Source organism: Bacteroidota bacterium (assembly GCA_016713765.1).
GTDB classification, from domain to species: domain Bacteria; phylum Bacteroidota; class Bacteroidia; order AKYH767-A; family 2013-40CM-41-45; genus Pollutiaquabacter; species Pollutiaquabacter aromativorans.
This window is the reverse complement of sequence record JADJON010000003.1, coordinates 773,267-787,558: the sequence shown is the minus strand read 5'-3', so window position 1 is coordinate 787,558 and position 14,292 is coordinate 773,267. Positions and strand designations below refer to the sequence as shown.

11 protein-coding genes are annotated in these 14,292 nt (G+C 54.8%); 2 read left to right on the top strand and 9 right to left on the bottom strand.

Annotation, left to right across the window (positions count from 1 at the left end; all coding sequences use genetic code 11):
* Nucleotides 1-6: 6 nt before the first annotated feature.
* The 7 genes from bamA to IPJ96_14175 all read right to left on the bottom strand — a co-directional run bounded on the left by bamA (nt 7) and on the right by IPJ96_14175 (nt 8,264).
* Nucleotides 7-2,499 carry an outer membrane protein assembly factor BamA gene (gene bamA, locus IPJ96_14205; protein ID MBK7911469.1) on the bottom strand — a complete coding sequence of 831 codons (2,493 nt, stop codon included), beginning with the start codon at nt 2,497-2,499 and terminating at the stop codon, nt 7-9.
* A 6-nt stretch (nt 2,500-2,505) separates the two neighbouring features.
* Nucleotides 2,506-3,246, bottom strand: coding sequence for an isoprenyl transferase (locus IPJ96_14200; GenBank protein MBK7911468.1), 741 nt, complete (start codon nt 3,244-3,246; stop codon nt 2,506-2,508).
* A gap of 137 nt (nt 3,247-3,383) precedes the next feature.
* Complete coding sequence (locus IPJ96_14195; protein ID MBK7911467.1) at nt 3,384-4,241, bottom strand: hypothetical protein; 858 nt, start codon at nt 4,239-4,241, stop codon at nt 3,384-3,386.
* Between the two features lie 44 nt (nt 4,242-4,285).
* Nucleotides 4,286-5,179, bottom strand: coding sequence for a hypothetical protein (locus tag IPJ96_14190; GenBank protein ID MBK7911466.1), 894 nt, complete (start codon nt 5,177-5,179; stop codon nt 4,286-4,288).
* 95 nt (nt 5,180-5,274) lie between these two features.
* A complete protein-coding gene (locus tag IPJ96_14185) occupies nt 5,275-6,153 on the bottom strand; it encodes an NAD kinase (GenBank protein ID MBK7911465.1) in 879 nt (292 codons plus the stop codon).
* 29 nt (nt 6,154-6,182) lie between these two features.
* Nucleotides 6,183-7,592, bottom strand: a complete 1,410-nt coding sequence (locus IPJ96_14180; GenBank protein MBK7911464.1) for a hypothetical protein — start codon at nt 7,590-7,592, stop codon at nt 6,183-6,185.
* A 9-nt stretch (nt 7,593-7,601) separates the two neighbouring features.
* The gene (locus tag IPJ96_14175) at nt 7,602-8,264 is read right to left on the bottom strand and encodes a CBS domain-containing protein (GenBank protein ID MBK7911463.1); all 663 of its coding nucleotides are present in this window, start codon (nt 8,262-8,264) and stop codon (nt 7,602-7,604) included.
* Nucleotides 8,265-8,449: 185 nt separating this feature from the next.
* Here IPJ96_14175 and IPJ96_14170 point away from each other — a divergent pair, with 185 nt between their 5' ends.
* Together IPJ96_14170 and IPJ96_14165 are read left to right on the top strand one after the other, a co-directional pair.
* Nucleotides 8,450-9,181, top strand: a complete 732-nt coding sequence (locus IPJ96_14170; GenBank protein ID MBK7911462.1) for a pyridoxine 5'-phosphate synthase — start codon at nt 8,450-8,452, stop codon at nt 9,179-9,181.
* The gene (locus tag IPJ96_14165; protein ID MBK7911461.1) at nt 9,178-9,945 is read left to right on the top strand and encodes an alpha/beta fold hydrolase; all 768 of its coding nucleotides are present in this window, start codon (nt 9,178-9,180) and stop codon (nt 9,943-9,945) included. Before IPJ96_14170 ends, IPJ96_14165 begins: the two co-directional genes overlap by 4 nt.
* 63 nt (nt 9,946-10,008) lie before the next feature.
* On the opposite strand, the gene IPJ96_14160 is transcribed toward IPJ96_14165, so the two are convergent.
* A complete protein-coding gene (locus tag IPJ96_14160; GenBank protein MBK7911460.1) occupies nt 10,009-11,442 on the bottom strand; it encodes a hypothetical protein in 1,434 nt (477 codons plus the stop codon).
* A gap of 23 nt (nt 11,443-11,465) precedes the next feature.
* A complete protein-coding gene (locus IPJ96_14155; GenBank protein ID MBK7911459.1) occupies nt 11,466-14,240 on the bottom strand; it encodes a TonB-dependent receptor in 2,775 nt (924 codons plus the stop codon).
* Nucleotides 14,241-14,292: the final 52 nt, after the last annotated feature.

Here is a 14,292-nt window from a genome sequence, read left to right as displayed (position 1 = left end):
ATGTAATCAGAACTGTTGTCCGAGGGAGAAGTGGAATTGCGGGCCGTTGGCGTCAGGAGCATCCGGGAGTTTGTCGAATCCGTAGCCCCAGTCGAGACCAAGCAGGCCGAAGACCGGCAGGAAGATGCGGATACCGGCACCGAGTGACCTGCGTGCTTCGAACGGATTGAATTCGCGGAAACGAAGCCAGGAATTACCGCCCTCGGCGAACGCCAGCGCGAAAATGGTGGCGGAAGGATTCAGCGAGAGCGGATAACGCATTTCGAGCGTGTATTTGTCAAAGATTGTGCCACCCACCTGGCGACCGGTACCGGCGTCGATCGGGGTAAGCGAGTTGTTCTGGTAGCCACGCAGCGCGATGATCTCGCGTCCGTCGAGCGCGAAGCCGGAAAGTCCGTCGCCGCCGAGGAAGAAGCGTTCAAACGGGGAAGCGCCGAGATTGCGATTGTAGAGACCCAGGAAGCCGTACTGGATGCGGGCATGCAACACCAGGTTGCCGGCAAGGCGGGTGTACCACTGAGACGTGAACTTCCACTTGTGGTACTCGATGAATTTGTACTTCTCCTGGTCGGTCGCCGTCTTATAGTTGACGTTGTTCAACAGCGAGTAAGGAGGCGTGAATTGCAGCGAGAGCGAAATGTTGGAGCCGCTGCGCGGATAGATCGGCGCGTCGACCGAATTGCGGGAGATCGTTTCGCGGAAGTTCAGGTTGTTGGCCGTACCGTCGCTGAAAAGGAAGGTCGATCCGTAGTTCTGCAGTTCGTAGTACTGGTAATTGACTTCGTTGTAGATCGTGAAGTAATCGTCGGGTTTGCGCAGCCGTTTGCCCAGTCCGACCGACAGACCGGTGATCTTGATCGAAGAGCGCAGTGGATCCTCTTTCGTCCTGCCGTTCGACTGAATGGAGTGGAAGGCTGTTACCGAGAAACTGTTCGGCTTCTTGCCACCCAGCCAGGGTTCGGTAAAGGAAGCGTTGTAGCTCTGGAAGAACTTACCGTTGGTCTGCGCACGCAGGCTCAGTCGCTGACCGTCGCCCGATGGAAGCGGGTGCCAGGCGCCTTTCTTGAAAAAGTTCCGGGCCGAGAAGTTGTTAAACGAAATACCGAGTGTACCGACCAGTTGGTTCGCGCCGTAACCGCCGGAAAGTTCGAGCTGGTCGGACGGCCGTTCTTCCACCGTATAGTCGATATCGACCGTGCCGTCGGTTGGGTTGGGCTTTGGGTTTACTCCCAGCTTTTCCTGGTCGAAATAACCGAGCTGCGCAAGTTCCCGCTGGGTGCGGATGATATCGGAGCGGCTGAACAACTGGCCCGGTTTGGTGCGGATCTCCCGCAGGATCACACGGTCGTTGGTCTTTGAATTGCCGCTCACCGTTACGCGGTTGATGCGGGCCTGACGGCCTTCGTAAACGCGCATCTCCAGATCGATGGAGTCGCTTTCCACCGCCACTTCGACCGGTGTCACCTGGAAGAACAGGTATCCGTCGTCCATATAGAGCGAACTGACGTCGCGGCCGTTCTGGTTCATGTACAGTCGCTCGTCGAGGACTGATTGGTCGTAGACATCGCCACGTTTGATGCCGAGAATGTTAGAGAGTTCCTGGGAGGTGTGCTTGGTGTTCCCGACCCAGTTGATGTTCCGGAAGAAATACTTGTTGCCTTCGTCGACCCAGATGGTGATGCCCATCCGCTTCTTGTCGATGCGGTAGGTGGAATCCCGGACGACCTTGGCATCCCGGTAACCGATTTCGTTGTATTTGGCAACGACTTTCACCTTGTCGTCGGCGTATTTGTCTTCGAGGTATTTCGAAGAGGTGAAGACTTTGTACCAGCGCTTCTCTTTGGTATCCTTCATGGCCCGACGCAGTTTCGAAGCCGGCAGCGAATTGTTGCCGATGAAGTTGATGCGTCCGACTTTGATGCGCTCCTGCTTGTCCACGATGATCTCCAGGATCTCGCGGTTGGCATAACTGCTGTCGCGGATCTCACGGATGTCGACCTTCGTATCGAGATATCCTTTCTCAATGAAGAACGCTCGCACGGAGTTGCGGGTATTGTTGAGTACGTTTTCGGTGATGACCTTGTCGCGCTCCAGCTTGATGCTTTCCCGGATCTTGTCGGCTTCCGACTTGCTGACACCCTTGAAGGTGAACTTCGACAGGCGCGGGCGTTCCGTGAGGCGGAGTTCCAGGAAAATGGTGCTTCCCTGGATGCGGGTAGCGATTACTTTAATATCGGAGAAGAGGCCCTGCTTCCAGAGGTTGCGGATAGCATTTGAAATATCGTCACCGGGCACGGCGATCGTATCACCGATGGTCAGGCCCGAGATGTTGATCAGTACGCCAGGGTCCAGGAACTGGGTTCCGCTTACCGTAACGCCTCCGATTTCGAAGTCTTTGGGCCGGCCATAGTCGACGGAAAGGGAATCGCCGCCTATCTGGATTTGTGCCAGCGCCGGGGTGCTAAGCAATACGGCGAAAAAGAAAAGCAGTCGCTTGATCACAGGTTATTTGAGTTGCTCGCTGACGAGACCGAATCGTCGTTCGCGGGATTGGTAGTCGGCAATAGCGGCATAGAAGTCTTCTTTGCCAAATTCCGGCCAGAGTTTATCGGTAAAGTAGAATTCGGCATAGGCGATCTGCCACAAAAGGAAGTTGCTGATCCGATGTTCTCCGCTGGTTCGGATCAGAAGTTCCGGGTCCGGGAAATCCCGGGTGCACAGCCGATCGGCGATGTGTTCTTCGCTGATGGATGCGGGATCCAGACGACCTGCTTTCACATCTTCGGCTATCAAACGCATGGCGCGGCTCAATTCCCACTTGGAGGAATAACTCAGGGCGAGGATCAGCGTCATGCGATCATTCGTGGCGGTGTCGCGTATGGCGGCGTTCAATTCCTCCCGGCATTTCGGCGGGAGCGCGTCCATATCACCGATCGCTTGCAAACGAATCTTGTTCTTGTTCAGGGTTTCCTTTTCCTGGTGGATCGTGTGGATGAGCAATTCCATCAAGGCATCGACTTCTTCCTTGGGGCGGTTCCAGTTTTCCGTGGAGAAGGCGTATAAGGTGAGGAATTTGATGCCCAGTTCAGCGGCGGCTTCGGTCGTGTCCCGCACGGCTTTTACCCCATGTTGATGGCCGAATACACGCAGCTGGCCCTGCCGTTGCGCCCAACGTCCATTGCCGTCCATGATGACAGCCACATGCAACGGCAATTTTTCCGGAATTATTTTGTCTTTTAGGCTCATTCCTCCGTGAAAAGGAGGCGCAATTTACTAAAAGGGAATGAAGGAACTTGGTTGAATTTGTGTAAATGAACATTCAAAATGCGCCAACTTCACGCAAATGACAATATAAAAAAGCTAAAAACTATTAAACTTTCGGATCAGAAATACCGACGCCGTTTGAACGGTTCGCAGATATCGCGCAGAATGCTACCGACGCGAAAATAAAGGGTAATGCCGCCGAACAGGTACCAGTCTTTGTCGAAAGAATTTCCCCGTTGCTTCCCTTTGATACCGGTCAGGACCATCAAGGTATCGCGGGAAGAGAATGAACGGTCGGAAAGTGCGACCGCGAGGTTGCCGTTATTACTGCGCAGCGCTACCGGATCGGGATAAACGGTACTGACATCGTCGAGGTAATCGGTGAAGGTCTTTCGGGCACCGACTTCTATTCCGATGCCGATCTTCCCTGCAGAGATCTTGATACCTCCGCCGATCGGGAGGGCGAAACTGAAGCGACGATATTTTTTCTTTCCGTCGAAGCCTTGTCCTTCGGTGCCGAGCGGCTGCAGTTCAACGGTCTCGTCGCCAAAGTCCGCTTTCGGGTTGAACTTGAAAACGGAAAAGCCCGTGAATACATAGGGCGTTACCGGATACTGATAGCTGCCGGTTTCGTAAGGAAAAAAATTGAACTCGATCTGAGGACTAACCTCCAGAATCGTAGAATGGAAAGACAGGTTACGGTCGAGTTGAAATCCGTCGTTCGACTTCGCGTCATCGCCGGATACTTTACCGTAGTTGATGGCCAGTTTCCAGGCCCAGTGACGATCCCAATTGTGACGGAAAAAGCCCCCGGCAGCGAAATGCAGGAAGTCGGTATTGAAGAGGTGGTTGGAAAGCTCACCCTTGTAGTTTGATCCGCCAAGGACGATTCCCATCTCGTCATATTGCGCACGGGCTGGTGACCCTGACAACAGGACGGAAACAACGATAATCAGTATGCTTTTTTTCTGAAGCATGCCCAAGGCCTCCGTTAACGGAAAATTCGGGGAGAAATTGAAGATCAGAACCGGGGCAGGTTATTCCTGCCGGTGCGGAGCTTATAGTTCAGGCTGAAGATCCCGAACATGTAAGAATCCTTATCGCGGGGATCTCCGCGTTGCTGGCCCGCTGTGGTGACTTTCGGGTCGCTTTTATTGGAACGGTCAGCCAGTACGGCTGCCAGATCGTTCGCATCCGGGTAATTGGCAAAGTCGAAGTAGGTTGTACTGACGTCGTCAATGTAGTCGGTGAAGGTCTTCCGCAGTCCTATTTCAAGGCCGACGCCCCAGTAGCGGTCAATCGTGTATTTGAATCCGATACCCACCGGAATGCAGATTCCGATGAGCGAATACTTGGTACGGGAAGCGATCAGGCCCTGTCCTTCGGTTCCCAGAGGCTGGAGGCGCACGACTGAACCGAGGTAATCGGTACGCGGATCAAAGTAGAAGACGCCGACGCCGACGAAGCCGTAGGTGTAAAGTTCATAGCCTTTGAGACCGCGAACCTTGCGGAGGCGGTAGCGGTGACCTACCTGTTCCTGCTGGAAAGCGCCTTCGAAGTTGACATTGAACTCATAGATGTCCGAGAAGAAATTCAGGTTCCGGTAGTTCCGGAAGTATTCCGTGGTCAGTTTGTCATCCCCGGCAACGCGACCGTAGGTCAGGTGGCTCTTGAGTGCGAAATAATTGGATAGCTTGTAACGAAGGCCGATCGCGACGGCGAAACGGGTCTGAGACCATTCGAGGTCTTTGAAGTAGTTGGTGCCGATCTGATTGGCGCCGCCCAATTCACCTAAAAAGTTGCTGGCTCCTGCCCCGAAGCTGAATTCGTAGCGCTGACGCTTCCACCGTTGCGCCTCAGACGCAAGCGGCAGGAGCGTGACCGAAAGCAGGAAAAGCAATAGGGCTTTTTTCATACGGATCAGCGAGCCGGGCAAATATAAGGAATTAACAATATGAGGCAGTATACGCTTATAATGACCCGATATGTTCCATCCGGGCTTAAATTTTGTCAATTACGTGTATCCAGTCCCCAACTGAGTTTTTTCCGGAGGGTATTGAGGAAGTTTTCATTGTTTAGCCGCACCAGCTGAATGGCATACGACTCTTTTCGTACGGCTAATTGGTAACTATTGTCGATTGTCACCGAACGCGAATCCAGGGTTGCCATGAAATGCTGCGACCGGCCTTCCACTTCCAGGGAAATGACGTTTTTATCGGAAACGACGATCGGTCGAACATTCAGGTTGTGTGGAGCGATCGGCGTGATGACGAAACTTTCGGATTGGGGAACGATGATCGGTCCGCCGCAACTGAGGGAATAACCGGTGGATCCCGTTGGCGTGGAAATCATGATCCCGTCGGCCCAATAAGAGTTGAGGTACTCCCCGTTGAGGTACGTATGGATCGTGATCATGGACGAAGTTTCCTTCTTGTGGAGGGTGAATTCGTTCAGTCCGATGTTTTCACCCGCAAAGATGGGCTTGTTCGATTCCAGTCTGAGCAGTGTACGGGCGTCGAGGGTATAATGACCTTTCAGGATGCTTTCGATCGCTAACGGGAGGGTTTCGCGCGAAACGCTCGAAAGGAATCCGAGCCGACCGGCATTGATACCGACGATCGGAATGTTCGCATCCTTGACCAGGCATACCGTGTCGAGCAAGGTGCCGTCACCGCCGATACTGAACAGGAAGTCGACGCCTTTTCGAAGATCGCCGTGACTTTCGAACAGGGGCAGGTCACCGATGGTGGGCAGATGCTGATGCAGGAACTTATAGTACGGTGCGTGCATACTGACCGTACACCCGGCCTGCCGGAGCAGGTTGAAAACGGCTTCGGCCAATTCCACCTGGTTCAGGTTGACCGGACGACCGTATAAAGCGATGTGCATAGTGTTGGCAGGGCTCCGATCTCTTCCTTCTAAATCGGAGCAGTAAAATGAAGAAAAATTCCGGATTCCCCCAATTTATTGAACGAATACTCCAGACGAAAGACCAGGTCGTAGTAGGTGAACAGGTCCAGACCGGCCCCATAGCCGTATTGCCAGCTATTGGTCAGGGGATTCCCATTGAAGTACAATGCATCCCGCACATATCCGGCATCAAAAAAGAGATTGAGGTAGAAGGAAAAGGGGATCGTATTGAACTTGTTGAGCGGAATAAATCCTGCCTGGACCACTTTCTTCGACATCAGTTCAAACTTGATGTTGTTCCGGGTGAGGAAGTACCGTTGCCCGTCGATGACATAGTACTCATAACCCCGTATCGCCTCGCGTCCGTAGCCCAATCCGCGGGTATTGATAAACGGCTGGCCGTCGGTCCCCGAAAGTTTCGTGGATAAACTGCTTCCCCAATACCACCGTCGGCTGAGTGGCACATACCATTTGAAACGTGATGCCAGGTAAACGATGTTAATGTCGTCGCCGAGTACCGGAAACCCGTTCTTACCGAGCTCGATATCGAAATAGGTCCCTTTGAGGGGATATACCACCAGGTCGCGGTGCTCCACCCGAAAAAGGTAACGAAGCGAAATGGCGCGTTGCGTATGCTGCCCGTTGATCAGGTAATCGGGATTGAGTTTCAGCAGCGTATCGTCTATTTCGATGTGACGAAATCCGGCTTCCACAAAATGTGATTCATACAGATCGGGTCGGTAAGAGACGGCTCCTGAAAAACTGTATTCGCTTTTTGAATAGACGTCATCCCAGCGAAAATTAAGCTGCTTGTTATCGACGGTATTGTAAACGTTCTGTCGGTTTCTTGAAAACGCAGCGCTCACCGAGGCCCCCCACTGCCGGGCCTTGTCGAGGAAAGGAACGCTGTAATAGAAATTCATGCGTTGTGTATAGCCCAGGCGCAGGGTGGTGGAGAAGGTTTCCCGTCGTCCCCGGAAATTGTTCCAGGCCAACGACCCGCCATAGATAAGTCGCGAGTAATCCTTGGTTTTCCACCAGGTGTTGAGGTTGCGTTCCGCCACTTCGATGATGGGGACAGGAAAAATGTACCAGCGTTCGGTGACGATGACAAAGACCCGGATGCCGTCGCCATCGCGCAGCCAGGTGATCTTGGTGGAGTTGAAGAGCGAGGTGTTGAATAGATTGTCCTCCGAACGCTTGAAGATCTTCTCCAGTTCGCCGGTCGGGAGCGTATCGCCTTTGGCAAAGGTGAGTTCCCGCAGGAGGATGTGGTCGCGTGTGTGCCGGTTACCGATCAACGTGACATCCAGCACGACGAGTCCGGGCTCATCGGCAAAGGCCGAAAAATCTGCGATCAGGGTAATGATCAGTAAAACCGTGCTGAGTAACGGCCTGCGGATGCGCCGGGGCTGCATTCCGTAAAGTTAAATGCCCAGGTAATTCATGAGCGAATCATAGCGTGATTTCAAATCGTCCATGAATTCGCTCTGATGGTAATGCTCTTTGACGAGGTATCCGTGACGGGTAAAGGAAGAAAGGATCCGGGTGAGCTCGGGCTGGTTGATCTTGATCGTCACGTCGATCGTCTCGTGTTCCGGATTGGGCGTGACGTAGGCGGAGAGGATCCGCGCGTTCTCCGATTCCACCAGATGGGCAATGGCCGAAAGAAGATAATCCTTCGGACTCATCTCGAGAACGATCACGCCGTTGGCGTCTTCGAAGATGCCGCTGTCCGAGTAGTGTTTCAGGACATCGCCCAGGGTGATGAGGCCGAGATAATGATCGGATGCATCAAGCACCGGGACCAGCGTGAGCTTGTCTTTCGACATCAGCCGCACTACTTCGAAGACCGGCTGGTTGTAACGTACGTAAGGGCGGATTAGCGAGAGTTTGGAGTTGGCCAACGGCTGGTCCAGCGCGCTCAGTTTCAAAATGTCTTCCTCAGAGATCAGCCCGATATAACTGACGCCATCGACGATCGCCAGATGTTCGACACGGAACTCCTCCATCCAGTTCAGCGCCTTCAGTCCGGTATCGCTGAGCTTGAGTGGAGGGATCGAGTCGTTGACGAGTTCGCGCGCGATCATGTTGGGTTTACGTTGTAAGTACCCGGAAGGTTTTCGGGCGACAAGTATACGCATTTTTCGTGCCGATGCCGGGAACGGCGCGCCCGATGCGAGTTTTATGACATTCTGCCCCTTTCATCAGTAAAACACGCAGTCGTTTGCATTGTTGTAACAGAACCGGGAAATTTGGTCTTCTTTACAAACGGATGACCCGGCTCAGCGTCAACATCAACAAGATCGCCACCCTGCGGAACGCGCGGGGCGGAAACATTCCCGACGTGGTGAAGGCCGCGATCGACATCCAGCGTTTCGGCGCCGACGGCATTACTGTTCATCCTCGACCCGACGAGCGGCACATTCGTCGATCCGACGTATATGCGTTGCGTGAAGTGGTTACCACCGAGTTCAACATCGAGGGATATCCATCCGCCGACTTCCTCAAGTTGATCCGTGAGGTCCATCCCGAGCAGGCTACGCTGGTACCCGACCCGCCCGATGTCCTGACATCGAACGCCGGTTGGGACACGGTTCGCCATGCTGCTCAATTGAAAGAGTTGATCGCCGAGATCAAAAGTTACGGCATACGCACTTCAATCTTCATCGCGCCGGATCCGGCAATGATCGAAGCGGCCGCTGCCGTTGGCACGGAACGCATCGAGTTATACACGGAGGCTTATGCTTCCAACTTCTCACACGATCGTGCGGCGGCGATCGCTCCCTACGCGGCGGCGGCGGCGAAAGCCCGGGAGGTAGGCCTCGGCATCAACGCCGGACATGATCTCAGTCTGGAAAACCTGCGATATTTCACAGCAGGCATTCACGGACTGGAAGAGGTTTCCATCGGGCATGCGTTGATCAGCGACGCGCTCTATTTTGGATTGGAGAATACAGTTCAACTTTATTTGCGTGCCTTGCGCGGCAACGTGGACCCTGCATGAAGCTTTTCTTCAATAAGATCGGCGAAGGCCGGCCGCTGATCATTCTGCATGGCTTGTTCGGCCTGGGGGATAACTGGGCGACCATCGCTCGTCAATTGGCTACCCATGGATTTGCCTGTTACCTGGTCGACCAGCGAAATCATGGCCGCAGTCCGCACAGTCCGGATTTCAGTTATCCGTTGATGTCAGAAGACCTTTTCGAGTTGCTGCAAGACCAACGAATCAGCCAACCGATCCTGCTCGGACATTCCATGGGCGGCAAGACGGTCATCCGATTTGCATTGGATCATGCGGGGATTGCGATCAAACTCATAGTGGTCGATATCGCTCCGCGTTACTATCCTCCTCACCACCAGGCGGTGTTGGCAGCCTTGCACGCGGTGGATTTTGACCAGATGCGAAAGCGCAAGGAAGTTGAAGACATGCTGCGAAACGCATTGCACGAAGAAGCTACGGTGCAGTTCCTGCTCAAGAATCTTTACTGGGTAAGCGACGACCGGCTCGCCTGGCGATTCGATTTGGATACTCTTTCCCGCTCGATCGACTCGGTTGGCGATGCCATGCCCAACGACCGGGTGATCGAAACCCCGACCTTATTTGTGCGGGGCGAGCGGTCCGGTTATATCACAGCGGGCGATGAAGTGGAGATCAGCCGACATTTTTCCACGGCGAGTGTGGTCACCGTTCCAGCCGCCGGTCATTGGGTCCATGCCGAGAATCCCACAGGCTTTCTGGAAGCCGTTCTCCCCTTTCTGAATTCCTGATCGATGGGAATAAAAAAAGCCATACGCGGCTTGCGTATGGCTTTTCTCATTCAGCGAAGTGACTTACTGCACGTCGCTGGTATTGCGGATGATGATCTGTGGTGTGAACGTGCTGGGTGAGTACTCGGATAGGATTCCGGTAACCGAAACCGTTCCGGTCGGATACGACTGAGACGAGAACGATGCGCCGGTACGCGTAAACATGGTAATCGTGCCGGAGCCGTCGCTGAGCGTCTGCGATCCACTGTAGGTGCCGGTTCCACTGATGGTAACGCCGGTGATCTTGATCAGTTGTGATTCCCAGGCATCGTAATTGGCCAGGACCTGCGCGATCGTGGCGGTGCGAGGGGTCACAGTACCGGTGCCGACCGCCGTGGCGTTGCCGAGCGGAACGTTGTTCACCTGCAACCAACCGTTGAACTCAGACAATTCCTGTCCCGAGATGTTCACCTCGATCTCGGTACCCAGCGTAAAGCTGTGGCTCGAACCGAAACGAACGACAATTGCGCCCGAGGCGTCCTGAATGGTGAGGTTCTGACTGACGAGGTTGCTGTTGGTGTAGTCGCTGGTAACGATGCCCCGGATCTTCTTACCGGAAGGCGCCGTAGTGGTGGTGCCCGTGTAGGCAAGTCGAACACTGTCGATGCTCATGACGGTCAAGGTGCCCGACGTACCGTCGCAGCGTGTGTCGGTCATGCCGGAGACGTCTTCGGTGGTGCGCAGGATCAGTTCCGGGTCACCGCTGTAGATGGTGAAGATGGCCGTCATCGGGCCGTTGCCGGTCGGGGTGAGCGCATTCGCGAAATTGGCGAAGCTGCTGGTGTACACGATCGCCGTATTGGTCGGCGAGGAGCAGTCCTCAACCGTACGGTTGTTGTCGAACGTGCTGTTCGGGTCGCCGCCCCAGGCTACACCGGCGTCGGCGGATGCGAACTCTACGCCAGAGAGGCGGATCAGTCGCTGGGTATAATCGCTCGCGTTGGAGTTCAAGGTCGAAAGCGACACCGCCACCGGAGTAACCTCAAGGCCCCATTTGCCTTTGATGATATACTGGCTGACGAGCGCTGCCGGGATACGTCCGATATCCGCGTTGTCTTTCACCCCCAGCGAGTAGTTGTCGTCTCCGTCGTTGGCGATGTAAAGACCCTTCAACTTGATAAACACACGGCGCCCGATCGGGTAGTCGGAGTTGTAGTTGGAGATATCGAGGTTGATGGCGATACCGGCCGTCGAATCCTGGATGATCATTTGTTTGTAGAACGTGCCGGATTCGTCGTCGGCTACGATGATACCGGCGATGATGGAATCACCGGTGATCTCGATGGGAGCAGTGCCGACGGCCATGGAACGCAATTGCGCGATGGTGAAGTCGACGGTCAGGTCCGGGTCCACGTTGGCGGTTTCCGGTTCGTCGTAGTCTTTCTTCACGCAACCCGACAGCGAAGCTGCCGTGAGTGCGATCAGGAAGAAACGGAAGAGGTGCTTGAAGCTGGTCATATCCTTGGTGTTTTCTTTTTCTATTAGTTGATGCGCAGGACGATGTTGGCGAAGAAGGTCGTTCCGAACGCGTAGGTGTAACGGGTGGGGAATTTGTTGACGTTTTTGTCGGCGAAGTCGTAGCGTAGTTGCTCGAACCCGCCGGTGACGAGATCCTGGTTGTTCAGTACGTTGCTCACGCCCAGGTTCAACACCAGGAAGGTCTGGCGCTTGAGATCCTTGAACTTGTTGTTCAGCCGCCAGGACCAGCCGCCCGAAAGGTCGAGGGTGAACTGGCCTTCGGTTTTTTCCTGTTGGAGGATCTGCTTCCACAAGGCATCGCCTTCGTTGACGAGGTCGAGCGCTGCCAGGGTCCGGCGAACCGGGTTGGCGTCGATGTAGAGATTGTCGAAGTAATTCAGGTTGGCATTCACGAACCAGAAGCGGCGGGAACGATAGGTCAGACCGAAGCTGTAGGCGCTTTGGGCACCGTTCGATACGCGGAGGTTCTTCATGTACAGCGTCTCATTCTCGACGAGCAGGGAGTCGGCATTATCCAGAGCAGCCGTTCCGATCGGGCGATCGGAATAAACGTGCTGGCCGACGGCGGCCACCGCATTCGCGCTGAATCCTTTGCCCAGCGCCGCTTCCACCGCGATCTCAACGCCGACGTGACGGCGATCGATGTTGGTCAACGTATAGGTCACGAAGTTGCGGAAGTCTTCGTGGTAGAAGATCTTGGAGTCGGTAGCGTCCATGAATTGCGTGTAGTACGCAACGGCTTTACCCTTGATCCGAGGTGCTTTCAGCAGGTAACCGGCTTCCGTAGAGAAGACCTTCTCGTCGGTCAGGTCCTTCACGATCTCGTTGCGGGTACGGGGAGAGATGAAGACGTTGTCGAAATAAGGCGCGCGGGTCATGTAGGCCGCGTTGGCGAAGAAATAGTTCCGGCCGTTGTACTTGTAAGTGGCACCGCCCTTGAAACCATAGTTGAAGAAATTCTGTTTCTCCGAGTCGCCTAGCGAGTTGTCGGAAAAAATGCCGCTGCGGACCTTTCCTTCACGGAAGAAGGAGGTGGAGGAAAGATTCAGCGCCAGGAAGTAATCCATCCGGTCGTACTTGAAGGTCGACTGGAACCAGGCACCGGCGCGGTTGATGTGCGCGACGTAGTCGTATTGGTACTTGTCGCCTTCTTTCAGGATGCGGTTCGGGTTGTCCAGGTCGTTTTGTGCTGCGGCGGAATCGTTCGGATTTGACAATTCGGCGAACTGGTTGAGGTCAACGTAAAAGTCGCCTCCGAGCAGGTCGTTGACTTCGCGGTAATACTCGGAAGTCTGCGTGAGGTACTGCAAGCCCGCGTCGAGGGTGACGTGGTCACTCATCACACGGTTGTAGATCATGTTGGCGAACAGGCGTTTGTTGTCGGTCACGCGATCGCCGATGATGTATTTCGACCATTTACCCGTGGTACCGTTGAAGTTGGTGTCCGCCATCGCGTTGGCGGCGTACAACTGGTCCCATTTGATCTGACGTTCTTCCTCGTTGTTACGAAGCAGCGCGTCGATCTGGGCCTTGTACTCGGCATAGGCTGCGGGATCTTCGCCGTAGTTCGGATCGAAGGAGGGGAGGCGGCGGTAGTAATCGGGACGCGGGTCAGCGGCGTTGAACCAGTCCATGCCCGAAAGCCGCGTCTTGCCGAAGGTGTAGCCGATCGAAGTCTGGACGTTCGCCTTGTCGTCGATCTTCCACTCGTGGGAGAGAATGATCACCGGCTGGTGGTTGTTGCCCACGACTGCGTTGCGCTTTTCACCATTCTGATAACCCCAGTTCGGGTTGTAATAGTTGGTGCCGGCGATATCGTACATCTCCCGAATGGCGGAACCGCCCCGGCCATTGATGACGCTGGAGCCGAAACCGGTAAGCGAGATCGAATGCTTGTCGCCGATCATCTTCTCGACCGCTGCATAGTAGGCGTGTCCGTCGTAGAACGTTCCGGGAACGAATCCTTCCTCTGCCCAGCGGCGGGAATAGGAGAGGGAGTAGGCCCAACCCTTGTTCATGATGCCGGAACCGTAGGTTACCATGAAGCGGTTCTCATAGGCGCGATTGGACGCGGCGTAACCGACCGAAAGCTGGCGGCGCTGCTTCGAGGCACGGCTGTCGATGTGGTAGGCTCCACCTACACCGCCGAATGTGAAAGGCGCGGCGGAAAGTCCGATGGAGTTTTCCCGGCTGCGCATCACATCGTTGAGACCGCTCCAGGTGTTATACATCGTGCGACCGGTGGCGAGATCCTGCATGGGAACGCCGTTCATGAGTGTCAGGAAGTTCTCGTCGTCGTAGCCGCGAATCCGGAATCGGGCGGCACTGAAGTTGAAGGTCGCCGCGGAGACGAACGGATCACGAGCCGCGCTCAGGACGCTGGCCACGGAAGTCGAGGAGGATTCTTTCACCTCTTCGTCGTTCAGCGACACCGTAGGGATGTTGTCGGCATTGTTGACCGTCACTTCGTTGTTAACGCCGGTGAGGATCGTTCCGAAGAAGGATTCCGGTGCATCCACCTTGACGGGTTGGCTGACCGGCGCGAAATCGACCCGCTTGATTTCCAATTGGTAATCGCCGAATGGCACCTTGTCGAAGCGGAATCCGCCGAGTGAATCGGTAACCATTTGGAAGTTTGTTCCTTTCAGCGAAACATTGGCTCCGGTAACGGGTTGGTTGCTTTCGTCACGGATGGTTCCGGACAGAACCGCCTGCTGTGCCAGGGATAGGAACGGCAACAGGAGCAGGAAGGGAAGAAGGAGTATCCTTCGTTTCATAGGGTTTGATTATAGCCTTTTACCGGAATCTCCGGCGGAGGGGCGGCAAAGC

Coding starts and splice junctions, on each gene's coding strand:
- IPJ96_14200 (MBK7911468.1), bottom strand. CDS start 3,246: ATGAGCCTAAAAGACAAAATAATTCCGGAAAAATTGCCGTTGCATGTG.
- IPJ96_14195 (MBK7911467.1), bottom strand. CDS start 4,241: ATGCTTCAGAAAAAAAGCATACTGATTATCGTTGTTTCCGTCCTGTTG.
- IPJ96_14190 (MBK7911466.1), bottom strand. CDS start 5,179: ATGAAAAAAGCCCTATTGCTTTTCCTGCTTTCGGTCACGCTCCTGCCG.
- IPJ96_14185 (MBK7911465.1), bottom strand. CDS start 6,153: ATGCACATCGCTTTATACGGTCGTCCGGTCAACCTGAACCAGGTGGAA.
- IPJ96_14180 (MBK7911464.1), bottom strand. CDS start 7,592: ATGCAGCCCCGGCGCATCCGCAGGCCGTTACTCAGCACGGTTTTACTG.
- IPJ96_14175 (MBK7911463.1), bottom strand. CDS start 8,264: ATGATCGCGCGCGAACTCGTCAACGACTCGATCCCTCCACTCAAGCTC.
- IPJ96_14170 (MBK7911462.1), top strand. CDS start 8,450: ATGACCCGGCTCAGCGTCAACATCAACAAGATCGCCACCCTGCGGAAC.
- IPJ96_14165 (MBK7911461.1), top strand. CDS start 9,178: ATGAAGCTTTTCTTCAATAAGATCGGCGAAGGCCGGCCGCTGATCATT.
- IPJ96_14160 (MBK7911460.1), bottom strand. CDS start 11,442: ATGACCAGCTTCAAGCACCTCTTCCGTTTCTTCCTGATCGCACTCACG.
- IPJ96_14155 (MBK7911459.1), bottom strand. CDS start 14,240: ATGAAACGAAGGATACTCCTTCTTCCCTTCCTGCTCCTGTTGCCGTTC.